This window comes from Bhargavaea cecembensis (assembly GCF_001619585.1).
GTDB classification, from domain to species: domain Bacteria; phylum Bacillota; class Bacilli; order Bacillales_A; family Planococcaceae; genus Bhargavaea; species Bhargavaea cecembensis_A.
Map to the genome: position 1 here is coordinate 1,086,538 of NZ_LQNT01000009.1, position 22,528 is coordinate 1,109,065.

Sequence of the window (22,528 nt, forward strand, 5' to 3'; positions counted from 1 at the left end):
AATAGATGTCTGGCTAAGGAGACTCGATACGATGAGAGACCGTCTGAAGGATGAAGGCTATTTCAAGGATTACATCGAAAACTATCATTCCGCAATCGGTGAGTTAGAGGATCTAGTGGAACCGTTAATTCACGAGCGCGGAATAGGCGATGAAGGTGTCGATAACACCTATGACTCCCTGAGTGTTTACTCTTACAGCAAGTTGATTGCCATGTATTCTGCCGGACACCCGCTTCATGAAATCAAGGACGCCCTTCCAAAGCTGATCGATCTGATGGAAAGAAGCCGGCCTACAAATGCAATTGGAAATTATGACGATTACCTTGAAGTGGTCTGGCTGTTATCCATCGGAATCATGCTTGAAATCGACGAGACGTTGCTCTCTCGTGTTCAAAAAATGGCCAAGACCTATGAGGAACGCGATGCCTTGGTTGAATTTCTTCTGAATTCCAATCGTTCCGGATGGGAGCCTCATCACTCCACATTCATATTTGGGTTGCCTTACAAAAAACTTCTGCCGATCATTCATGGCGATGATTCGGAGCAACAAACCCAGAAGCTAGAATCCTACTTGAAAAATGAGTGGTATAAGGGGCATAAAAAAGCGTGGTGGTACGAGACGCACCATGATGATGACATCATCTACCCCGGCTACTGGAGCTTCGAAAGCGGAGCGATCGTAAAGATCCTTGGCCTTGATGACAACATCCTGAAAGGTGTCCCCTACTACCCGTATGACATGGTTCACTATAAAGACTGAAAGGAAAGCGTCCGCAATGGGCGCTTTTCTTTATTTCTCCTACACTATACCTACCTGCCAAAAAGCCCCTACGGCGTTCTCCTCCAAAACAGGTTAAACGTCACACTGTAGCCTCCAACCCCAAATGGTAAACTGTTGGTAATGAACGTTTATTCAAGGAGACTCGATGCTGATGAGAGACCGCCTAAAAGATGAAGCCTACTTCAAGAATGACACCTATCATTCCACGATTCTGAAATTCGAAGGTTTGGTGGAGCGGTTGATCCGCGAGCGCGGGGCTGACGATGAAGGCGTCGAAAACGGCTATGACTCATTGTGCGGATATCATTACAACAAGCTGATTGCCATGTATTCAGCCGGACGTTCGCTACATGAAATCAGGAGGGCCTTGCCGCCGCTTATCGGTCTGATGGAAAAGATCCGTGGTTCCGATGAGGAAGCGGTTATGGATTACGACTATTATCTTGAAGTGGTGTGGCTGCTCTCAATAGGGATCATGTTGGAGATCGACAAGACATCGCTCTCCCGTGTGAAACAGCTGGCATTGATCTATGAGGAGGATGCTTTGGTTAATTTTCTGCTGAACCCTCGGGATTCAGGCCCCAAGTCCACCTTTTTGTTTGGCCTTCCCTACAAAAACCTCCTGCCGGTCATCAGCGGCATCGACCCTGCTCAGCAGGTCCTCAGTCTAAAATCGTACTTGGAGAATGATTGGTATAAGGGCCATCGTCAAGCATGGTGGTACGAGACCCACCATGATGACGACATTATTTACCCTGGCTACTGGAGCTTCGATAGCGGCGCAATCGTGAAGATACTGGATCTGGACGACAACAGCCTGAAGGACGTCCCCTATTACCCATACGACATGGTTCACTTTAAGAAATAAGGGGCTGAATAAGAATGATCAGAGATCCGTTAAAGGACAAAGCCTATTTCGGTCAATACATAAAAGATGAAAATGAAACCATTGAAGCATTTAAGGAACTGCTTGATATCGTCATCAGCCAGCGCGGACTTGACGACGAAGGCGTGAGAGATGGATTTAAATCCCTCAACTTTTTTCATTTCAATAAACTGAATGCCATGTACTCAGGCGGCACGGACCTGCGCGAAATTCGGGATTTCATTCCGGTTGTGATTGATTGGATGGAGAAAGGATGGACGGGCGGTCATTACATCCAAATGCTATGGATTCTCTCCATCAGTTTCATGCTGGAAATCGACGACGACCAGTTCGAGCGCATCGTGAAACTGGTCAGGAGATACCGCATGGAAGATGTTCTAATTGATTTTCTACTGACCTCGAGAAATTCCGCCCCGCAGAAAAGTGACAGCCCCTTATTGCATGAAGATCCCTATCGAAAATTGATCGATCTTATTCATTTGAACGACCCGGAGCAGCAATCCCAAAAACTTAAGGAATACCTCGAACTTCATTGGTACGACGGGCACAAAGATACTGGTTGGTATGATAGCCACACGAACCCGGATGCCATCTATTCGGGGTATTGGAGCTTCGAGAGTGGAGCGATCGTAAAGATCTTGGGGCTGGACGACAGCAGCCTGAAGAACGTCCCCTATTACCCATACGATATGGTTCACTTTAAGAAATAAGGGGCTGAATGAAAGATGATTCGAGATCCGCTTAAAGACGAAACCTATTTCGATCAATATATAAAAGATGAAAATAAATCCATTGAAGAATTTAAGGAACTGATCGATCAAGTTATCAGCGAACGAGGAATCAACGATAAAGGCTCACGAAACGGTTTCAGGGCGATTAACTACTTTCATTTCAATAAACTTAACGCCATGTATTCTGCCGGTTATGATCTCGAAGATATCCGGGATTTCGTGCCTGAGGTTATTTGTTCGATGGAGAACGCCTGGAAAGGCCACTACCTGGATATGCTCTGGCTTCTGTCCATCGGCATCATGCTGGAGTTCGACGATACCCAGTTTAACCGGCTGGAGCAGCTTATCAGGAAGCGGGGCATGAGAGATGTCCTGCTCGATTTTCTCCTATCCTCGAGAAGTCCCGCTCCACAGGAAAGTGACAGTCCGTTGTTACAGGAGGTTCCCTACCGAAAATTGATTGATCTTATTCATTTGGACGACACACAGCAGCAAACCCAAATACTCAAGGAATACCTCGAGCTTCACTGGTACGATGGGCACCAAGACACCGGCTGGCATGACAGCCACACTCACCAGGATGCCATCTATTCGGGCTATTGGAGCTATGAAAGCGGTGCGGTGGCAAAGATTTTGAAACTGGATGACAGCGAGTTGAAGGGTGTCCCCTACTACCCGTATGACATGGTTCACTTCAAAGGATGAATGAGATGAGAGACCACCTGAAAAACGAAGTTTACTTCAGCGAATATCTCGAGTTTCAGAACAACACTATAGCGGAGTTCGAGGAACTGCTGGAGATGGTGATCCGCGAGTGCGGCGCCGATGATGAGGGCGTACGGAATGGCTACATCGCCCTGAGCGGCTATCATTTTAACCGGCTGGTTGCCATGTATTCAGCGGACCGTCCGCTGGATGAGATCAGGGACGCTCTCCCGTCGCTGATTAGCCTGATGGAGAAGACATGGGAACCTGACGACCTTGACTCCCCTGATGATTATATCGAGCTGCTCTGGCTGCTTTCCATCGGGATCATGCTGGAGATTGATGATTCGCTTATGGCCCGGCTGGACCGGTTGGCGCAGCCTTACGCGCCCCATGATACGCTCATCAATTTTCTACTGAATGCCCGGCATGCTGTTTCCTGGAGACCTCGACAGACCTCTTTTATATTCGGGTATCCTTACAGGCTGCTGCTCCCGGTAATCGAAGGCGAGCAACACATCCAGCATTTAAAGTCCTACCTGGAAAACGACTGGTACAGGGGGCATAACGGCATGGGGTGGCACGATTCCCATCTGCATCAGAATCCCATTTACCGGGGCTACTGGAGTTTTGAAAGCGGAGCGATCGTCAAGATTCTTGGGATGGATGACCAGTTCCTCAAGGACGTTCCCTAATATCCGTATACCATGGCAAGATATGAACATCATTATTAGCATCCAGATGGGTGCTTTTTTTATAACTACGTTGAGGAAATGCATATAACAACGAGCTTGGAAGGGCAACTGTGTATTGTCAGAACGAGTGTAATTGCAATATAATGGAAAAATAACAATATGAGATTTCAAACAGATGACAAAATTAGAGGAAAACACTTCCTCGAAGCATCCGAAATAGGACAGTTCAAAAACAAAATTCAGGAGTGTAGATGTGCCTAATATTGAAGATGTAATTAAAGTACAGGAAGAAGTATCCGCTCTTTCTAATGCACCACTTGCTATAATCGCAGGAGCGATCTGGATTTTCATAACCGTTGCATTTATTGTTTTTTTATTTAGAGAGAAAAAAGCTTTTTCTCTAAAAGGTTGGATTTATAGTTTTTCTTTCTTAGTTATTTTATTTGCTGTTACCGGTTATTTAACTTACACAATAAAAGAATATAATTTCTCTATGAATGAAGAGAAATGGGAAGAAAATTACTTGAAGCGTTACCTCGAGTCGTTACCGGAAAAAAGAGAAAACATAGAGGACTTTTCTCAGGTTTTAAATGATGAAAATACTATCAAATCTATCTATATGAACAAGGATACACAACCGATAGTAGTCGAAATCTCGAAGAGTCAGGACATAGACAGTATCCAAAAAAAGATACGTCTCCAAGCAATCGTACAAAAGGAACAGATAGACAAACCATATATAACGTATAAAACAATAGAGAAAGATATCTCAGACAAATACACCAAAGATCAATATTACGAAACAGTTTTACATATACCTAGCGATTATAAAGTTATAGTTCCATCCAAGTAATGTAGATGGTCCAGCGGGAAGGTATTGATTCCCCGGTATGGGTTTTGGGTTTTCCAGTTGATGCACCGCCGCCGCCCCACGGTTGCTACCACGGAACGCCCTCCTGGTAGAACACTGAAAGTTGTCCCCTACTACCCATATGACCTGGTCCACTATAAAGACTGAAAGGAAAGCGTCCGCAATGGGCGCTTTCCTTTTTCCTCAGTGTCAATACGATGCAATTAGTTTGAAACCAGGATAATCGCATGATAGGCTATCTTTAATCCCTATTAAATAAATCTGTTTTGAAGGAGCTGTCCAAATGGTGAACGTACCAAAGTTCGTAACGACTGAATGGCTTGCTGAAAGATTGGATGATCCTAATCTGAGGTTATTGGATGCCACGACCTTCCTGAAACACCCCGAAGAGGGCGGGTATTATGATGTCTGGTCTGGAGAGGAAGCTTACAAAAAGGGGCATATCCCTGGTGCCGTGTTTGCTGACTTGCACAAGGAGCTTTCAGACCCGGATTCTGAACTTCCCTTTACCCATCCTTCCCGTGAGAGATTTGTAGAGAAAATCAGTGAACTGGGTGTTGGCGAGGGCACTTATGTCGTCGTCTATGATCAGGGGGCGATCGTCAATATCCCTGAAGTCATTGCATCGGATTGGGCATCGCGCCTTGCTTGGCAACTGCAATATGAAGGTTTTGACAACGTGGCAATTCTCGATGGAGGTTTTCCGAAGTGGAAGGAAGAAGGCCGTCCGGTGACGACAGAGCCCGGTTCCTATCCAAAGGGGAACTTTACAGGGGAAAGAAAGCCTGAATTGTTCGTAACAAAAGAGGACGTCCTAAAAGCAATCGACGATGAAAATGTCGTCATCTTGGACAGCCTGTCCAAGGAAAGTTATAACGGTGATGAGAGTACGTACGACAGACCCGGCCACATCCCGGGAAGCGTCAATGTATTCTTCGGTGCGCTTTCCGACCAGGAGACAAAGGAACTTTATGATGATGAAAAGTTGCGCGAGATCTTCGGAAGCGTCGGCGCGCTTGACCCGGACAAGAAAGTCATCACGTATTGCGGCAGTGCCATTGCAGCCACTTGGACCGGATCGATTCTAAATAAACTGGGACAGAAAAATGTTGCTGTATATGACGGGTCACTGACTGAATGGGCCAACGATCCCTCCCTGCCAATGGAAACCAAATAAAAGAGAAGGCGTCCCGCAACGGGCGCCTTCTCTTTTTATATGCGAAGCATTTCCCCCGCCCGCTCCGGATGATCAATAAACGGATTGCGGTTTCCCTGAAGCTCCTGGATGGCGGCATTTCTGTGCTTTTCATAGAGATCCACAGGATGCTCCTGATGCCACCTCAGCAGAAGGTCCAGATCCATCCTCGTTTCCATTCTGATCACTTCTTTGTATCTGACCGCAAAGTAGAACACTGCCCGCGCGGCGATCCCTTTCCCGTACTCAGGCTCAAACTTCCTGTCTTCCGCCATTCCACAGCCGCTCCGGATCTTGTCCGCCTGGAATTCAGGGACATACGACTCGAAATCATGGTACGGATAATTGCTTCTCATGCTGTTGCATGCCGGTTCGCAGGCAAACAGATGATGGAGGTCCCCCCTCATCGGCTCTTTCTCATCAAACCAGGACTGAGGCACGACATGCTCCGTATTGAATATGATTTTCTCGTTGGCGGTGACCCCTTCTTCCCTGATCATTTGCAGGAGCTGCAGATCCTCTTCTATGGTTTTGAGCGGATCAAGGCTGGCGCCTGAGTACAAACTTTTCAGCTTGCCGTTTTCCTGCAGATCCATCCAGGGATAGACGTATTCATGCGGTGAATACGTTAACTGGCGGGAGTGAGTGCTGACCAGCATCGAGTGGATCTGTTCTGCGAGATTTCCTTTCGCGAAATCCACCTGGCCGTAGTAGTTCTCCCGCGCTTTTAAATCCTTCTCGGAATCATAATACGGTTCATTCAGAACACGGTCGATATAGGTGGTCTGAGCAGTGATCCGTGCTTCCGAAATGCTGTTTGCCTTCATCATGTTGCACTCAGCACAGCGGCTTTCACATTCTCGGCAAAGATGCCCGCCAAATGCTCAGGGACGGTCAAATAGACAAGCCCGTTTCCTTCCAGCTTGGGCGAGTTGCCCAGCGGAACCGTCCGCCTGATCAGTTGGGCATACAGCTCAGGTTCCGAAAGCTTCCTTCCAAACTGCTGGTTGGCGTAAACCTTAATCAATGCAAGTGCACCGGAGACGTGAGGAGCGGCCATGGAAGTGCCGCTGAGGGTCGCATATTTCCCATTTAAATAAGTTGAGAGGATCCCCTCACCGGGTGCCACACAATCCACTTCGTTGTGGGAATTTGTAAATCGGGATGAATTTCGTTCAAGGTTAATCGCTCCGATGCTTACGACCTCGTTGTAGCATCCGGGATAGGCGAATTCATCCGTCGAGTCATCGCCATCGCCTTCGTTGCCGGCAGCGCAAACCACAAGGATATTCTTCCGGATCGCCGTTTTAATCGCAGCGTGGAGTTCAGGAACGTCAACCGGTCCTCCAAGGGACATGGAGATGATATCCGCGTTTTGTTCAATGGCATAGTGGATGCCCTTGATGATCCACGCATACTGTCCGGACCCGTTTCTGTTCAGCACCTTTACAATCAGAAGATCGGCTTCCGGAGCGACCCCGATCACGCCTGCATCGTTTTCCTGCGCGGCAATCGTACCGGCAACGTGCGTGCCGTGTCCGTTGTAGTCTGTATAAATCTCAGGGTTGCTGCGATCATCATCTGTGAAATTGCGTCCGCCGATAATCCGATCCTTTAGATCCGGATGGTTCACATCACAGCCCGTATCCAGGACAGCCACTTTCATGCCTTTTCCTTTGGTTTCGCTCCAAATCTTTGGTGCCTGAATCAATTCAACACCCTTCGGCACTTCCTTGACTGACTCTTCCTGCTGAATCACCGTGTGAGGAATCACGTGAACTTTGTGCTCCATTTCTTCCCCTCCCCTTTAGAGATTCAATAGAAGCCGATTCTTGGTGATACCTCTATTTTAATAATTCAGAACAATTATCGAAAGTGCCATTGGTAGGGTAATTTCTGTCTGTCCATACCTATATCGACAATCTCCACCGGGGCTATTGGAGCATTTATAAGATAGGGGTGCCTCCATGCCCCCAAAAGACCCCTGTTGACAAATGGGTGTTTCCTCCGTAAATTAGACATACACTTTTGCACGGCAAAATCGAGTAGTGAACATAAAAATCTGCTAGCAGACACAGTAGCTTTGAATTCCTGCAGAACAAAGAGATCGGATGGTTGGTGCAAATCCGGGCGGAACCAAAGTGAATTACACCTGCATGTTTCAGGCAGATTGAATGGAGTGGGCAAGCTTTTCTTGTCAATTAGGGTGGTACCGCGAAGCCTCTTCGTCCCTATTTGGAGAAGGGCTTTTTTTGTGCTCTTTTTCTGAGGATGATCATGTTATGGGGAGAGAAAAGTATGTTGCAGTCGTCAAAATTAAAGTTACCGGTCTGGGAAGCGATTCTGGTTTTGCTGGTGATTTTTGCATCCATCAGCATTTGTATTATCATGCTTGGCATGCCCCCGCATCTGCCGATCATTTTTGCGATCATTTTCCTGATGGTCTATGGCAGGTTAAAGGGCCTTCGCATTCCTGAAATTGAAAAAGGATTGATTCAGGGCGCATCCTCGGGACTTGGTGCCGTCTATATCTTTTTCTTTATCGGGATGCTGATCAGCAGTTGGATGGCGAGCGGAACGATTCCCAGTCTGATGTATTACGGTTTTCATTTATTTTCGGATCTGCCGCTGTATTTCGCCGTATTTGTTGTCACTTCCATTGTCGGTGTAGGAATCGGCAGTGCATTCACTACAGCGGCGACCATCGGAGTGGCGTTTATCGGAATGGCCACAGCGCTGGATGCCTCTCTGGCTGTAACGGCAGGCGCCATTGTTTCCGGGGCCTTTTTGGGAGACAAAATGTCCCCCCTCTCGGAAACCACCAACCTTGCTTCTGAAACTGTAGGCGTGCCCCTCTTTGAACATATAAAAAACATGCTATGGACAACGGTTCCGGCATTCATCATCGCAGCGGTTGTATTTGTGATCCTTTCTCCTGAAAAAGGTCAGAACACAGAAGATATCGAGACCTTTTTACAGGCACTGAAAGAATATAGCCATATTGGCTGGGTTGCCTTTATTCCATTTATCATTGTGGCTGCTCTCGCGATGATGCGAGTATCCGCCATTCCTACATTATCGGCCGGGATCGTCAGCAGTGTCGTCATTGCATTTATACAAGATCGTTCCATCGCCTTCTCGGAGATGGCCGGCATTTTGTTTTCCGGTTATGTCATGGAAAGCAATGTGGAACAATTGAATTCAGTGCTTTCCGGTGGCGGAATTGAAAGCATGATGTTCTCTATTTCCCTGGTTTTATTGGCGCTTGGCATGGGAGGGCTCTTGTTCTTGTTGGGGATTATTCCATCGATTCTGCAGGCAGTCGAAGGGCTGTTAACAAACGCTTTCCGCCTCGTTTCCACTACTGCCTTTACGGCGATCGGCCTGAATTTCTTTGTTGGCGAGCAGTATTTATCCATCCTGATCACAGGCAAAGCATATGAAGGACAATACACAAAGCTCGGCTACAATAAAAAGACATTATCAAGGGCTTTGGAGGATGCGGGAACCGTCATTAACCCGCTTGTGCCCTGGGGAGTGGCGGGAGTATTTATCGCGGGCGTCCTGGGTGTGCCGACAGTGGAATACGTGCCATTCGCGATATTCTGTCTGCTGTGCCCATTCCTGACGATTTTAAGTGGCCTGACCAAAGTCGGGTTGTCGAAAGAATAATCCATAGTGGATTGCGAGGAAGTCATGGATTTGGGATAAGGATGTATGAAGATGACAAGGAATTACCTTTCTTATTATCCTTATGACATGGTTCACTATAATAATTGAAAAGAAGGCGTCCGCACCGGGCGCCTTCTTTTTGGATTCTTTTCCATTCCGCCGATTGAGTCCCAGCCTACCCCGAACAGGCTCCCTTCTAGGGCAATCAGCATCTCAACGAGCAAAAACAGGTCCAACGAATATACAAAAATGCTACTTTATTCCTTTATATAGAATAGTATTCCCTACTCTTAGCCTAGTAAGTTTTTGATCGACAAATGGTATAATTATAGGACAGCGGTGCGGCCTGCAACGGATCTGCCCACTCCCACACGAAAGGGGGTGAGGCTTGTGTCTATTCACGAGGCACTGATGTTTGCTGTCGCTTTTGCGGCTCTGGTCGCTACCATTATGGAATCAGCACAGAAAAAATGACCCCCCGTTTGAGAATAGCCGCTCGATGGTGAGGTCATTTTTTGCTTGATCCATATGTTTCGGGCAGGTCTTCCCTGCGCCGTATCCGCTGGGCCATCCGGTTGCCCCCGGGTGGCTTTTTGGCGGGTTCGACTGTTATCGACATTAGTATACCACCAAAAGCATGGTTCTCAAACGATTCTGCATCTAAAAAGGGAGCCTTTGACCGGTGGATGCCTCACTCCCCTTTAGGTTATATGATGACCAATGCCTTTTGATTCATGGGCATTTTAACCATAATCAGATGACAGGAGCACTCTAATGGATCCCCTTAAGCAACGGTACATCAATCTTTATCCTGATGAAGGTACAAGTGACCGTGAATTAGAAGAAATCGAGAAAACGCTGAACATCCGGCTTCCGATAACATTCCGGGAAATCTCCGCGTACTACAACGGTGGCCTTCTCGGCGGCATCAGCCATTTTTCAATCCCGGATGACCGGAAACCAAACGTTAAAGATGAAACCTTAAGGCTAAGAAAAACCGTTGGCCTCCCCTCTCGTTTCGTCGTGCTGGCCGAGCCCCCGGAAAGCCTGATTGTCATGGACACTTCCGGTACTCCGGAAGTCATCTGGCTTGATGCGATGGATGTGACCAACCTGGCCGGCCGGACGTTCACTTCGCCGCCGGATGTCTGGGAAACGTATGGGGAATTTTTTGAAACGCTCTTGGCGGAGGAGGAAGAGGAACGGGAATATTAAATAAATGAACCGGCTTCCCAGGAGCGGAAGCCGATTCAATGTTATGTATAGGCGTCCCAACCAGGGGCGCCTTTTTGTGCGGTAGACCAATCATGCAAGGCTATAAGCATACTCATAGTTTTTCTTGGTGTAGACGGTTCCTTCCAGGATGGTGCGGGCCGTGCGCACGACTTTGATTGAGCTGATGTTGCCGGCGATCAGGTCCACTTTCGTTTCCATGATGCCTGCCGGGTGCCCCAGCCGGATGACTTCCTGCTTGGGCTCGACCAGGTCATACAGGAGCGTGTCTTTCAGGAAGATGGCTGTCGTCGAGCAAATGGCCCCTGTGATGGCCAGTGCCTGATGAGGTTTTTGCATCGACATCATCCGGATCGTGCAGTCCATGTTTTCGGCTTTCCTGAGGACACCGGTGACATCCGTGTAGTCCTGCGGAGGGGCGATGAGGGTCATTTTGGGAACTGCCGGGGACTTCACCGTCGCCTCTTCCCTGGACGCAAATCCGCACAGATCTGCTGCGATGGAACGGATTTCCTCCAGTTCATCGAGTTTTTCCTGTGTCAGCTCATGAGGCAGTTCGGCGCCCGTCAGGCCGACTTCTTCCGCCCTGACGAACACCAGCGGGTTGGCGGCATCCACGATCGAGATGGACACCGTGCCTCTGGACGTCGTGATCTGATCGACCGGTTTCCCTGTCGGCAGCACCTTTCCCGTGACGGCCCCTTCGGCATCTTTGAACGCCAAGTAAATTGGCGAGCCTGTTCCCGGGACGCCCGGGATTGAGCACAGTCCCTCCGTTTTCACCTGTCCGTCCTCGACTTCCACTTCCGCACCGATCATTTTGTTCGTGTTCGTATTGAAAATCCTCACTTTGGTGACCGGCTCAACAGCTGCTACCATCCCCTGCTGGATGGCATACGGGCCGACCGCGGACGAAATGTTTCCACAGTTCCCCTTGAAATCGACCATTTGGTGCTCGATGCTGACCTGGGCAAACGTGTACTCCACATCCACTCCGGCAAGTTTCGACTGCTTGATGATCGCCACTTTGCTGGTCAGTGAGTTGGCTCCGCCAAGCCCGTCAATCTGCCTGCGGTCCGGGCTCCCCATAATATCCAGAAGGAACTCCTCCCAGAGGGACCGGTCTGCCGGCATATCGTCGAAATTGATGAATACGCCCTTGCTGGTTCCGCCCCTCATCACCACTACAGGAACTTTCATGTCACCAACCACCTTTTTTGCTAAATTTTTTAAAACATTTAACACCCTACTTGTAAAATTAGAGTATGATAGTTAATGTCATAAGTAAAATAGATATTTTATTTATTAAACTTATAAAAAATCTTATAACCATGAAGGGAGAATACAAGAATGGATGAAAAGGATTGGACTGCAATCAGGGTCCTTTATGAAGAAAAAAATATAAGCAGAGCCGCTGAGCGCTTGTATATCTCCCAGCCGGCACTCAGTTACAGGCTTAAAAACCTGGAAGCCGAGTTTGGGACAAAGATTTTCTTCAAGATCAAGGGTGGGATCGAGTTCACGCCGGAAGGCACCCATCTGGCCGAATACGCGGATGACATGATCAAAAAACTGCAGCACACGAAAGACTATATGATGAATATGCAGGGTGAAGTAAAAGGAACCTTGCGGCTGGGCGTTTCCAGCAACTTTGCCCAATATAAGCTCCCGAAGATCCTAAAGGAGTTCTCGACCGAATACCCGCAAGTTCAATTCAGCGTGAACACAGGATGGAGCACCGAAGTGATGGACCTTCTTAACTCCTCTACGGTTCAGTTGGGGATATTCCGCGGGGATTATGAATGGTACGGAGAAAGAAAACTATTGCATACCGAGAACCTTTGCTTGATTTCAGCCCAGGAAATTACCATCGAAAACTCCGCTGACCTCCCCTTTATCAATTACAAAACCGATAATTCACTGAAGGCACTCATTATGGGATGGTGGCAGGATCAGTTTTCGGAACCGCCGCGTGTCGTGATGGAAACTGACCGTCTGGAAACGTGCAAAGAGATGGTGAAGAATGATTTGGGAATCGCCGTCGTTCCGCAGATTTGCCTCCAACCTTCAGACAATCTACATGTCTATGAGCTCTCGTACAAAGATGGAAACCCTGTCAGCAGGCATACATGGCTGATGTATGACCAGGACTTGCTCAAACTGCCCACGGTACGAAGTTTTGTGAAGTTTCTTGAGGACCGCCCTTCCGTATGAATAAGCAACAATTCTACTTTAGATTATAAATAAATTTTTAGAAAACCATAAAAATATATATATTTCACTTATCCCCCTCCTTATAATATTCTAAAAACAACACTTTTTTTCGATGCTATTTTTGTTATCATCGATGAAAGCGATTACTTACTTTGGGGGAGGGATTCATCCATGCTTACGTTCTTGGGCATAGCGATGGTCATTACATTTACTTACCTGATTATGGCCAAAAAATTATCACCGGTCACTGCGCTTGTCGCAATCCCGATTATTTTCGCAGTGATTGCCGGCTTTAGGTTAGAGCTCGGGGACATGATGATGGACGGTCTGAAAGAAGTCGCTCCTTCAGCTGCCCTGTTGCTGTTTGCCATCCTGTTCTTCGGAATCCTGATTGATGCTGGATTATTTGATCCCATGATTAATACGATTACAAAATTGGTTCAGGGGGACCCTGCGAAAATCGCAATAGGCACAGCCGTCATCGCCATGACTGTAGCACTGGACGGTGACGGAACCACGACCCATATGATCACCATTTCTGCGATGTTTGCCCTGTATCTCCGGATCGGCATGAATCCTCTTATACTCGCAACCATCTCGTTGCTCTCTGTCAGTGTCGTGAGCGGGCTGACGCCATGGGGCGGGCCGGCTACAAGAGCCATCGCTTCATTGGGACTGGACGCCGATGAATTCTTCCTCCCGATTATTCCGACGATGCTTGGAGGTATGGCTTCCATCCTGTTCATCGCTTATGTCCTCGGCCTGAAAGAGCGGGCCAGGCTCGGAGTCGTTGAAGTAAAGAACAATTCCAGTGTCTCCCTGGGAATGACTGAAATGGCTGTATCCGCCACCGCCGCAGCAGAAAATAGCCTGAAGCGTCCCAAACTCAGAATCGTCAACCTGATTCTCGTTGTCACTGTCATGTCACTGTTGGTCATGGGTGTCATGCCGGTAGCTGTGCTGTTCCTGATCGGATTCGTTCTCGCCTGTGTCATCAACTACCCGAACATCGATCTGCAAAAGGAACGGATTCAGGCACACGCAGGAAATGCACTGACGGTTGTTGTACTTGTATTCGCAGCAGGGATTTTCTCGGGGATCTTCTCCGGAACGGGAATGGTCGACGCCATCTCCAATGCATTGATCGCCGTCATTCCGGAATCCGCCGGCGGCTTCTTCCCTCTGATTGTCGCGATCACGAGCATGCCATTCACGTTTGTCTTGTCCAATGACGCTTACTACTTCGGTGTCCTGCCGATCTTGGCAGAAGCGGGCACGGCGTATGGCGCGAGTGCCTTGGAAATCGCCAGGGCTTCCGTACTGGGACAGCCGGTACACTTCCTCAGCCCGTTGGTGGCTTCCACGCTCCTGCTGACCGGTATGATCAAGCGTGATCTCGGGGAAATCCAGAAGTTCGCCTTTAAATGGGCCTTCCTCTGCTCCGTGTTCATGATCATCGTTGCTGTTCTGACCGGCGTGATCTGAACAAACCAAAAACCATCCGGACCGGGAATGACCTGGTTCGGATGGTTTTTTGATGTGGTTTAGAGTTGTTCTTTGTGCGGCAGAGCTCCTGTGATGACTTTCACAATTGCCCGCGCCAGCGTCATGACGGTATACAGTCTCGTATCGTTCAGGAACTGAGAAGTCGGGAGCGGGTCGATGTAATTCACGACGCCCGCGAAATGATAATCACCGACTGAAGGGAGCACTTTTTCGATTCCCTTGCCCGGCTTCAGGGGGCCATCCCTAAAGATGACGGAACCCGCTTCTTCTTTTGTGCCGAGGGAAGCATCAATGCTGAAAATGACCGGTTTCGTAAACTGGCGGTTGATCTCCTTGATGGTTCCTTTCAGGTTAAAAGCGTGGACCGGGTCTTTTAACGTTCCGTACACCTTGAATGGGACCCGGCCGTCTTCGAGCATCGATCCTACCAGGGGGCCGAGGGAATCCCCGACGTACCTGTCCGATCCGATGCACAAAAAGACCACTTCCCGGTCCTCGCCGGAAGCCTGCCCGATGATGTCCCTGATGGCCAGGGACAAGGCCGCAATTTCGTTTTCTTCTGTTTTCCCCCCGGGTTTCAGATAAAATGGGGTGGAGTCTTGCAAATGATTTTCAGGATCCCGGAATAACGAACACACGATCATCATCCTCACGTTTTGGCATAGCCTATCTGTTGTTTCTATCATATCCTAACCGGGAGTTGAACACGAAATACATTGTTCAAAAGTCTATGGAAAGGAGGGGAAAAGAATGGATGAACGGGACTGGATCCTGATCCAGACGCTGCATCAGGAAAAGAACATCACCAAGGCGGCCCAGATGCTCTATATCTCACAACCCGCCCTGACGAACCGCCTTCACCAGCTGGAACGGAAACTGAATGTGAAGATCGTCAACAGAGGACGGCGCGGTGTCCAGTTTACGCCACAGGGAGAATACCTGGCGAAGGCGGCATCGGAAATGCTGATGTCGATTCAGAGGATTAAAGAAAACGTGCTGAATTTCGAGGACCGGCTCACCGGCACCCTAAGGCTGGCCGTCTCCAACTTCTCGACTGACTACCTCATGCCCGGTCTGCTGAAGGCGTTCAAGGAGCAATACCCGGGCATTGAATTCAAGGTCACTACCGGATTCAGCAGTGATATCGCCGATCTGATCTACAGCCAGGAGGTCCACATTGCCATCGTTCGGGGCGACTATGCCTGGAACGGTCAAAAACATTTATTGTTTGAAGACACTCTTAGCATTGCTGCCAACCGCGAAATTGACATCCGGAAACTGCCCGAGCTGCCGCGCATCGACTATCATACCGATCCGATCCTGAAGCATTCCATCGATCATTGGTGGCACGAAAACTTCTCCGAGCCGCCGCTCGTCAGCATCGAGGTGGACAAGGCCGGCACGTGCAAGAAGCTCGTTGCGAACGGGCTGGGCTATGGGATTCTGCCGTCGATGGTCTTGAGAGGCAACGATGAAATCCGGTCACACGTCATCCAGACCGCCGACGGCCATCCGATTGTCCGCAAAACCTGGATGCTTTACCACGAAGAGTCGCTGGAGCTTAATATCGTAAAGGCGTTCGTCAACTTTGTGAAGGAATCGGATGCCATGGAATGGCTGACGGATTGAATGAAGGCATTAAAAAGAGCATCTGCCTGTTTGGGCAGATGCTCTTATTTGTATTGATCAGACTGTGACTTTCGCCTTCGAGTAACTTGCGGCGGAGGTGCCGGCCTGTTTTCCGAAGACCGCTCCGGACATGAGTCCCGAGCCGCCCGGGTAGTTGTGGTAGAAGATGCCGCCGACCATTTCCCCTGCCGCGTAGAGTCCGGCAATCGGGTTTTCCTGCTCGTCCAGGACTTCGCCTTCAGGGCTGACATGCACGCCGCCGAATGCGAATGTGATGCCGCATGTGAGCGGGTAGGCGTAAAACGGTGCCTGGTCGAGGGTCAGTGCCCAGTTGGTCTTTGGCGGGGTGATGCCCACTGTGCCTTTGCCGTCCTTCACGGTCGGGTTGTACTCCCCTTCCTGGACAGCCGCGTTGTACGCGTTGATCGTTTCGAGGAATTGCTCTTTGTCGACTTTCATCAGGTCCGCCAGTTCCTCGAGGGAGTTTGCCTCCAGGACTGTGGCTTCTTCAAGATTGTATTCCTTGCGCAGCATCGGACGGACCTGTGCGTCAAACAGCTGGAATGCTGTCTGGCCAGGCTGTTTCAGCACTTCGCGGCCGTATTTGGCATACGTATAGTTCCGGAAGTCGGCGCCTTCGTCCACGAACCGCTTGCCTTCCTTGTTGACCAGGAGTCCGAGCGGGAAGGAGGACTTTTTGTAGATGTCGCCCGGCTTGTTGAAGTCTCCGACCTTCGGCGCGTTGTAGTCCGTTCCGATCGAGTGGCAGCCGTCCCATTGTCCGTGTTTCTGTGCACCCACCGCGAGTGCCATCTTGATGCCGTCGCCTGTGTTGAATTCGGTTCCGCGGACGATCGCCGCTTCCCACTCCTTGCCCATTTCCTTGCTTCTCATTTCCTTATTGGCTTCAAAGCTGCCGGATGCCAGGACAACACTCGCGGCGCTGACCGCAATCTGCTTTCCTTCCTGTTCAAGCACCAGGCCGGTGATACGGCCCTGGTCCATGACCAGATCGGTCGCTCGCGAGTTGTACCAGATGTCGATGCCCAATTCTTCGGCCCGCTTGTTCAGATCGTCGATCAGCCCGATCCCTTTGTTCTTCGTGCGGATCGGAAGACCGCCCCAGAAATGGCGCTTCCCGTCTTTTTCGAACGACTGGTTCTCGAAGTTCAGTTCAAACTGGACGCCCTGCTCCGCCATCCAGGCGATCGTCTCATAGGACTTGGAGATCAGCTGATTGGCCAGCTTCGGATCACTCTTGCCTTCCGTGACGCGCATCAGGTCCGCATGAAAGTCCTCCTGCGTGTACTCGGGCATTTCGATTTTCTCTGCCTCTTCATCCGAGATCGGGATCACTTTTCGGATGGCATCGAGGTTTTCATAGGCAACCCGGATTGCCCCGTCCGTAAAGAAGGAGTTCCCGCCCCGCTTTTCTTTCGGGCCGCGCTCAAGAACCAGAACCTCCGCCCCGTTTTCCTTTGCCGCAATGGCCGAACACAATGCCGCATTCCCCGCTCCTACAACGATTACGTCGTAATTCTTTGTCATCACTATTCCTCCTGCGATTTCTTTGATAAATCCATCGTAAGATGAAAGGAAGAATAAATAAAATACCGTTATTGTATGAATATCCATACAAAAAGTTTATGGCTGACAACTAAAAAGAAGGCGCGGAATTTTTCCCGGAGCCTTCCTTGAACTAGGGTTTTATGAATTCTGGATAAGCCGGAAGATCTGTTCTGCGGTGGTGCGAAGATTCCGTCTGGCGGTGTCGGGCTTCATCGCCTCTTCCAGCGAAACGACTTCCTGCATGATGGAGAAATAGGCGGTGACGCCCATCCGGTTTAGTTCGGCGGCTTCCTTCGAGACGCTGCCGGCGAGGGCGATGACGGGTTTGCCGTGCTTTTGGGCGAGACCCGCAACACCCATGGCGGCTTTGCCCATGGAAGACTGGGCATCCATGCGGCCTTCGCCAGTGATGACAAAATCCGCTTCCCGAATCTTTTCCTCCAGTCCGATGGTGTTCAGAATGAGTCCAATTCCGCTCCGGAGTTCGGCGTTGAGGAACCCGACAAATGCAGCACCAAGTCCGCCCGCCGCTCCGGCACCGGGAATCTCCTGAATGTCCCTTCCAAGCTCCTTATTCACCACTTCCGCAAAGTTTCGGAGCCCCCCATCCAGCTCCCTCACCATTTCTGGGGTTGCCCCTTTCTGCGGGCCGTAAATATAGGCAGCGCCCTGGTCCCCTTGCAAAGGATTGTTCACGTCGCAGGCGACTTGAATGTCCAACTCTTTTACAGACGGGTGCAGCGAGGAGATATCGACCGACCGGATGGCGCTCAGCGCCTCCCCGCCCCGCGGCACCTCTTCCCCCGTATCGTCCAAAAAGCTGCAGCCAAGTGCCTGCAGCATGCCGACACCTGCGTCGTTTGTCGCGCTGCCGCCAAGACCGACAATGAGTGAACGGGCGCCGCGGGAAGCGGCATTCAAGATCAGCTCACCGATACCGTAACTGGTGGCCTTCAGCGGGTTACGATCCGCTTCCGGAATGAGCGGGAGCCCGCACGCCTCGGCGATTTCGATGACGGCGGTCGTGCCGTCACCGATCAGGCCGTATGTAGCGTAGACCGGATTGCCGAGCGGGCCGGTCACCCGGGCGCGGACAAGTTCGCCGCCCGTCGCCTGTACGAGCGCCTCCACTGTTCCTTCTCCACCGTCCGCGAGCGGAACGACCTCGATTTCTGCATTCGGATATGTCGCGCGGATACCGGCTGCAACTGCTACTCCCGCTTCTGCTGAAGTGAGGCTGCCTTTGAATGAATCGATGGCGATGAGGATGTTCAAGAAAAAGACCTACTTTCATCTGAATAGAACTACAAGTCAGCAATCCTTCGGTTATTGACCCTTTTTCTTGGTGAAAAAGTTCATGTACTGACACCCTTCTCTCAAGAACGAACGTTCGCACTTAAGTGCTGGATGTGTTATAATTAGGATACAGAGTATTAAGATAAGTGTCATTCTCTACAGCAATACTGTATATTGTCGGTAATAGCTTTTTGTCTTTCTGAAGGAAGGAGGAATAACAATATGGCTTATCCTGTCAATGACATCGCGGACTTTGTTATCGAATATGCAAACTCAAAAGGAAACCCGGTGAACAACCTTAAGTTGCAAAAAATTTTATACTACCTGGAAGCAAGGTTCTTGTTTGAAGGTAAGGGTGTCTTATTTGACGAGCCAATTGAAAAATGGCGATATGGTCCGGTTATTCCTGAAGTATATCATCGATTTAAGCATTACGGCGCAGAGGATATTAATCGGGTCCCTGTACAGTTTAACTTCATGTCTCTCCTAGATGAAAGTGATGAGAGCCCCAACACCGATTTATCCGTTGGTGAAGGAATTTCACCGGACGATAAGAAGTTAGTTGAAGAAACAGTAAATCAGTTGCTAAGTTACAACCCTTTTAAATTAGTCAATGAAACGCACAAACATCCAGCTTGGAGGAATTTTGAATCTCATATTCTTTCAGGGGGACGAAACCTTCAATATACTGATGATGAAATTCTTGAAGATTTTTCTCACAACCCCTCTTTTAGACTTTGGGAAACACCATGACAGACAAAAGAATGTCTACCCAGGAAACATTCTATGAACTCCTCCTTAAACTTGCTATGCAAGAGGATGTGACTGAAGAACTCCTTGTTAGAGTAGCACATAGATTCAAACAATCATTTCTAGTAGATGAGGAAATCGATTATCCGGCTATTTTCCGTAGTATATTTAGACATGAAATTGATAGGGAACAATTAGATTTACTACTTCAATTCCTGGCCGAGCTTGAGAAAATACTTTCTGATGAGGGACATAAGAGATTGATTAGAAAGATGAGGAGGCACTTTTTGCTTTCCTACGAGCAGAAGGTTGCTTTTTTAGCATCTGAAAAAAACCTTCAAAAAATCGTTGAAAAGTTTGATGAGGAAGTGGATAAAAGAGTACAAAGCCTGGAAATAGAAGTGGGGAGGGTACAATTTGAATTATCGAATCAATTAGCAGTTATTGATTCTCAAAGGGAAGCTCAAGTCAGATTAACAGAACAGTTGAAGGATTTTGAATCTCACCTTTCCAGAATATATACCCAGTTCGTCACCATTCTCGGGATTTTCACCGCAATTGTTCTAAGTATATTTGGCGGGTTACAGCTTATAACCTCTACTTTTGATGAGTTACACGAACTACCTGTGTGGAAGGCAACGTTAATGGCTAGCCTAGTAGCAATAGCTGTTCTTTGTATGCTGGGTCTGCTTACTCGCTGGATATCTTCCCTTATTGAGGCCCGAACTAATAAGGTACCTGCCTCGTTATTTTTCGCTAACAATGGTCCTTTCTCTGTTGGTATTTTTATATTCTCCTATATGGCTATCGCATCCATTATCTTTAGTTCCTCAAGTACCAGAATTACATTCGAACAACTTGTAAATACCGGGAATTCACTTCCTGTTTTAACCTTACTTATCTTACCAGTTGCTTTAGGGGCCGCAGTCTTAATAAAGACGATTGACTACCGTAAATTCAAATAATATCCATCAATTCAGCTTTGGTACTTCATAAATTGAAATGAAACAGTCTATAAAGGTTGAAAACTTCCGTTAACTCGGAAGTTTTTTTGTTCTATAAGATTACTAGGGGACCACTAAATAACCCGGATATTATGCGCCTAAATCGATTTCTATGCAATATATTTATGTGAGGAATACATTGATTTGAGTTGAAGCAACGAGAATATTCAGGGAGTTTTCCCCATTTTGTTAGTCGAGTGGTTATCTTCAGGTCTTTAGTGGTGACCCACTAGTTTCGTGTTCTATGACTTAAATTCTTGCAATCGGACACTATCATTACGGCAAAACGGGTAGACATCTTTTATTCATATTAAAACTTGGAGTGGACACCATGAAGAAATGGCTTGTGGTTTCGGTATTATTGAATATGCTGTTGATCGGGGCAGCGGGATGGATTATCTATATGAACGGCGGGGAGCGTTTCATCAAGGCCCAGTGGCGGGCGATGACTTCCGACAAGTCGTTCAGTGAATATTATCTGACCAAAACGTCCGTCTTTGAGGAGTCGCCGGCCGCTCCGGTTGACAAGGCCTTCGTCGGCGACAGCCTGACCGATTACGGATCGTTCGGCGAGTATTTCCCGGATGAACGAGTGATCAATCGGGGCGTCTATGACGACACTTCCAAGCTCGTGCTGAACCGCATCGATGAAGTCGCCGAGCGGGAGCCAAAGGAGGCGTATGTGATGGTCGGGATTAACGACATTATGGAAGGCGTCAAACTCGATACATACGAGAAGAACTTACGGAGGATTGTCGAAGCCTTTGACCCGTCCGTGACGCAGGTGACCCTATTTTCCATCCTGCCGGTGAACCATGACCTGGTCGGAAACGCGGTCAGGGATGAAGAGATTTCTGAGTTTAATGAGATCATCCGGCAGGTCGCAGAGGAAAGCGGAGCGGAATTTATTGACCTCCATTCGCATTTCTTGGACGGCAAGGGGCAGCTGGACAGGCAGTACACGGTGGACGGCTTGCATCTGAACGGGAAAGGGTATGATGTTTGGCTGGAGCAGATGAAGTGATGATGGATTCATTCAAAAGAGCATGCGCTGTATCGGCGCATGCTCTTCGTTTATTTCTGGGTATCCAAACAATTTATGCTCCCATTGACAATAGAGCGATAATCCTCCTGTTCTTGGGGACGCCGTACACATTCTTGGTTACGACCTGTTGTGAACCAGAGGTACGCCATATGGGCCGTAAAGATCATAGAACTTCTAAACAACAATCTTATAAGTATTAAAAAATATAAATTACAACAGGTATATAGCCCCAATCCTTTGAATATTAAATAATATTAATTAAAAGGGAGGGGAATAGCCTGTCAAGTGAAATTGAAAATAAGCAAGAGCCACTTGAGTTTACATTTAGTAATGTTATCGGTCTCCTAATGATTTTAGCTTTTGTTGGATCTGTAATCTACAGTATGTTTACTCCAGATTTAGAGACGGAATCAAAAGCTTATGCTCAATGGTTTGTCGAACAGCATTTAAAAGCACCTAGTACGGCAGAATTTAATTGGGATAATGAGGCCGTAGAAATTGATGATGACGTATGGCAAGTAACCGGATCAGTTGATTCAGAGAATAGCTTTGGTGGAATGATAAGGTCAAATTACACTGTAGAGGTCAGATATAAAGGTGATAATGATTGGGAATTACTCAATATATACTTTGATTAAATAAATATAGATATTTGAGCCGTACGACTTTTTTCTCAAGCTTCCGGGTGGTCGGGTTGCCGAACCGCCCGTATTTTTTCAGCCTTAAAATGACTTAGACCACGGATT

At 48.4% G+C, this 22,528-nt stretch carries 22 protein-coding genes; 16 read left to right on the plus strand and 6 right to left on the minus strand.

All coding sequences use genetic code 11. The features are described from left to right. Positions 1-31 precede the first annotated feature (31 nt). The 7 genes from AV656_RS08860 (at position 32) to AV656_RS08890 (ending at position 5,846) form a co-directional block, all read left to right on the plus strand. Positions 32-760, plus strand: a complete 729-nt coding sequence (locus AV656_RS08860) for a PoNe immunity protein domain-containing protein (RefSeq protein ID WP_063180963.1) — start codon at positions 32-34, stop codon at positions 758-760. Positions 761-932: 172 nt separating this feature from the next. Then, the gene (locus tag AV656_RS08865; RefSeq protein WP_063180965.1) at positions 933-1,649 is read left to right on the plus strand and encodes a PoNe immunity protein domain-containing protein; all 717 of its coding nucleotides are present in this window, start codon (positions 933-935) and stop codon (positions 1,647-1,649) included. A 14-nt stretch (positions 1,650-1,663) separates the two neighbouring features. Next, on the plus strand, positions 1,664-2,377 hold the full coding sequence (locus tag AV656_RS08870) for a PoNi-like cognate immunity protein (protein WP_063180967.1): 714 nt from the start codon (positions 1,664-1,666) through the stop codon (positions 2,375-2,377). A 15-nt stretch (positions 2,378-2,392) separates the two neighbouring features. Continuing rightward, positions 2,393-3,103, plus strand: coding sequence for a PoNi-like cognate immunity protein (locus AV656_RS08875; protein ID WP_063180969.1), 711 nt, complete (start codon positions 2,393-2,395; stop codon positions 3,101-3,103). Between the two features lie 5 nt (positions 3,104-3,108). Next, complete coding sequence (locus AV656_RS08880; protein ID WP_063180971.1) at positions 3,109-3,798, plus strand: PoNe immunity protein domain-containing protein; 690 nt, start codon at positions 3,109-3,111, stop codon at positions 3,796-3,798. A gap of 253 nt (positions 3,799-4,051) precedes the next feature. Continuing rightward, positions 4,052-4,651, plus strand: a complete 600-nt coding sequence (locus AV656_RS08885) for a hypothetical protein (protein ID WP_063180973.1) — start codon at positions 4,052-4,054, stop codon at positions 4,649-4,651. A 301-nt stretch (positions 4,652-4,952) separates the two neighbouring features. Beyond that, positions 4,953-5,846, plus strand: a complete 894-nt coding sequence (locus AV656_RS08890) for a sulfurtransferase (RefSeq protein ID WP_063180975.1) — start codon at positions 4,953-4,955, stop codon at positions 5,844-5,846. A gap of 35 nt (positions 5,847-5,881) precedes the next feature. Here AV656_RS08890 and AV656_RS08895 read toward each other — a convergent pair whose 3' ends face one another. Continuing rightward, on the minus strand, positions 5,882-6,694 hold the full coding sequence (locus AV656_RS08895; protein ID WP_063180977.1) for an endonuclease I family protein: 813 nt from the start codon (positions 6,692-6,694) through the stop codon (positions 5,882-5,884). Then, on the minus strand, positions 6,691-7,656 hold the full coding sequence (locus AV656_RS08900; protein ID WP_063180978.1) for a S8 family peptidase: 966 nt from the start codon (positions 7,654-7,656) through the stop codon (positions 6,691-6,693). Before AV656_RS08900 ends, AV656_RS08895 begins: the two co-directional genes overlap by 4 nt. Positions 7,657-8,162: 506 nt before the next feature. Between AV656_RS08900 and nhaC the strand changes: the two genes are divergently transcribed. Then, the gene (nhaC, locus tag AV656_RS08905; protein ID WP_063180980.1) at positions 8,163-9,536 is read left to right on the plus strand and encodes a Na+/H+ antiporter NhaC; all 1,374 of its coding nucleotides are present in this window, start codon (positions 8,163-8,165) and stop codon (positions 9,534-9,536) included. A gap of 774 nt (positions 9,537-10,310) precedes the next feature. Next, positions 10,311-10,751 (plus strand): SMI1/KNR4 family protein, encoded by a 441-nt coding sequence (locus AV656_RS08910; RefSeq protein WP_063180982.1) that lies wholly within the window; start codon positions 10,311-10,313, stop codon positions 10,749-10,751. Between the two features lie 90 nt (positions 10,752-10,841). Here AV656_RS08910 and AV656_RS08915 read toward each other — a convergent pair whose 3' ends face one another. After that, complete coding sequence (locus tag AV656_RS08915) at positions 10,842-11,969, minus strand: 2-methylaconitate cis-trans isomerase PrpF family protein (RefSeq protein ID WP_063180984.1); 1,128 nt, start codon at positions 11,967-11,969, stop codon at positions 10,842-10,844. Between the two features lie 150 nt (positions 11,970-12,119). On the opposite strand from AV656_RS08915, the gene AV656_RS08920 reads away from it, so the two are divergent. Beyond that, complete coding sequence (locus tag AV656_RS08920) at positions 12,120-12,983, plus strand: LysR family transcriptional regulator (RefSeq protein ID WP_063180986.1); 864 nt, start codon at positions 12,120-12,122, stop codon at positions 12,981-12,983. A 171-nt stretch (positions 12,984-13,154) separates the two neighbouring features. After that, entirely contained in the window at positions 13,155-14,468 is a 1,314-nt protein-coding gene (locus AV656_RS08925; protein ID WP_063180988.1) for a CitMHS family transporter, read from the plus strand. Between the two features lie 59 nt (positions 14,469-14,527). Here the strand turns inward: AV656_RS08925 and yyaC are convergent, their stop codons facing one another. Further along, on the minus strand, positions 14,528-15,127 hold the full coding sequence (gene yyaC, locus AV656_RS08930) for a spore protease YyaC (protein WP_231877255.1): 600 nt from the start codon (positions 15,125-15,127) through the stop codon (positions 14,528-14,530). Between the two features lie 112 nt (positions 15,128-15,239). Here yyaC and AV656_RS08935 point away from each other — a divergent pair, with 112 nt between their 5' ends. Further along, positions 15,240-16,118 carry a LysR family transcriptional regulator gene (locus tag AV656_RS08935; protein ID WP_063180990.1) on the plus strand — a complete coding sequence of 293 codons (879 nt, stop codon included), beginning with the start codon at positions 15,240-15,242 and terminating at the stop codon, positions 16,116-16,118. A 57-nt stretch (positions 16,119-16,175) separates the two neighbouring features. On the opposite strand, the gene tcuA is transcribed toward AV656_RS08935, so the two are convergent. Together tcuA and AV656_RS08945 are read right to left on the minus strand one after the other, a co-directional pair. Continuing rightward, positions 16,176-17,666 (minus strand): FAD-dependent tricarballylate dehydrogenase TcuA, encoded by a 1,491-nt coding sequence (gene tcuA, locus AV656_RS08940; protein ID WP_063180992.1) that lies wholly within the window; start codon positions 17,664-17,666, stop codon positions 16,176-16,178. A 159-nt stretch (positions 17,667-17,825) separates the two neighbouring features. Continuing rightward, positions 17,826-18,962 (minus strand): glycerate kinase, encoded by a 1,137-nt coding sequence (locus tag AV656_RS08945; RefSeq protein ID WP_063180994.1) that lies wholly within the window; start codon positions 18,960-18,962, stop codon positions 17,826-17,828. A gap of 243 nt (positions 18,963-19,205) precedes the next feature. On the opposite strand from AV656_RS08945, the gene AV656_RS08950 reads away from it, so the two are divergent. The 4 genes from AV656_RS08950 (at position 19,206) to AV656_RS16355 (ending at position 22,420) form a co-directional block, all read left to right on the plus strand. Then, a complete protein-coding gene (locus AV656_RS08950; RefSeq protein ID WP_063180996.1) occupies positions 19,206-19,736 on the plus strand; it encodes a Panacea domain-containing protein in 531 nt (176 codons plus the stop codon). 68 nt (positions 19,737-19,804) lie between these two features. Beyond that, positions 19,805-20,698: a hypothetical protein gene (locus AV656_RS08955; protein ID WP_197462225.1), complete on the plus strand. Its 894-nt coding sequence runs from the start codon at positions 19,805-19,807 to the stop codon at positions 20,696-20,698. A gap of 370 nt (positions 20,699-21,068) precedes the next feature. Continuing rightward, positions 21,069-21,761 (plus strand): GDSL-type esterase/lipase family protein, encoded by a 693-nt coding sequence (locus tag AV656_RS08960; protein WP_063181000.1) that lies wholly within the window; start codon positions 21,069-21,071, stop codon positions 21,759-21,761. 404 nt (positions 21,762-22,165) lie between these two features. Further along, positions 22,166-22,420, plus strand: coding sequence for a hypothetical protein (locus tag AV656_RS16355; protein ID WP_156484829.1), 255 nt, complete (start codon positions 22,166-22,168; stop codon positions 22,418-22,420). The last annotated feature ends 108 nt before the right edge of the window (positions 22,421-22,528 follow it).

Excerpts from the sequence above, each read along its gene's own strand:
- tcuA (WP_063180992.1), bottom strand. The coding sequence starts at position 17,666 with ATGACAAAGAATTACGACGTAATCGTTGTAGGAGCGGGGAATGCGGCA.
- AV656_RS08895 (WP_063180977.1), bottom strand. The coding sequence starts at position 6,694 with ATGATGAAGGCAAACAGCATTTCGGAAGCACGGATCACTGCTCAGACC.
- AV656_RS08920 (WP_063180986.1), top strand. The coding sequence starts at position 12,120 with ATGGATGAAAAGGATTGGACTGCAATCAGGGTCCTTTATGAAGAAAAA.
- AV656_RS08860 (WP_063180963.1), top strand. The coding sequence starts at position 32 with ATGAGAGACCGTCTGAAGGATGAAGGCTATTTCAAGGATTACATCGAA.
- nhaC (WP_063180980.1), top strand. The coding sequence starts at position 8,163 with ATGTTGCAGTCGTCAAAATTAAAGTTACCGGTCTGGGAAGCGATTCTG.
- AV656_RS08925 (WP_063180988.1), top strand. The coding sequence starts at position 13,155 with ATGCTTACGTTCTTGGGCATAGCGATGGTCATTACATTTACTTACCTG.
- AV656_RS08915 (WP_063180984.1), bottom strand. The coding sequence starts at position 11,969 with ATGAAAGTTCCTGTAGTGGTGATGAGGGGCGGAACCAGCAAGGGCGTA.
- AV656_RS08870 (WP_063180967.1), top strand. The coding sequence starts at position 1,664 with ATGATCAGAGATCCGTTAAAGGACAAAGCCTATTTCGGTCAATACATA.
- AV656_RS08865 (WP_063180965.1), top strand. The coding sequence starts at position 933 with ATGAGAGACCGCCTAAAAGATGAAGCCTACTTCAAGAATGACACCTAT.
- AV656_RS08950 (WP_063180996.1), top strand. The coding sequence starts at position 19,206 with ATGGCTTATCCTGTCAATGACATCGCGGACTTTGTTATCGAATATGCA.
- AV656_RS08910 (WP_063180982.1), top strand. The coding sequence starts at position 10,311 with ATGGATCCCCTTAAGCAACGGTACATCAATCTTTATCCTGATGAAGGT.
- AV656_RS08900 (WP_063180978.1), bottom strand. The coding sequence starts at position 7,656 with ATGGAGCACAAAGTTCACGTGATTCCTCACACGGTGATTCAGCAGGAA.
- AV656_RS16355 (WP_156484829.1), top strand. The coding sequence starts at position 22,166 with ATGTTTACTCCAGATTTAGAGACGGAATCAAAAGCTTATGCTCAATGG.
- AV656_RS08890 (WP_063180975.1), top strand. The coding sequence starts at position 4,953 with ATGGTGAACGTACCAAAGTTCGTAACGACTGAATGGCTTGCTGAAAGA.
- AV656_RS08875 (WP_063180969.1), top strand. The coding sequence starts at position 2,393 with ATGATTCGAGATCCGCTTAAAGACGAAACCTATTTCGATCAATATATA.
- AV656_RS08960 (WP_063181000.1), top strand. The coding sequence starts at position 21,069 with ATGAAGAAATGGCTTGTGGTTTCGGTATTATTGAATATGCTGTTGATC.
- AV656_RS08880 (WP_063180971.1), top strand. The coding sequence starts at position 3,109 with ATGAGAGACCACCTGAAAAACGAAGTTTACTTCAGCGAATATCTCGAG.
- AV656_RS08935 (WP_063180990.1), top strand. The coding sequence starts at position 15,240 with ATGGATGAACGGGACTGGATCCTGATCCAGACGCTGCATCAGGAAAAG.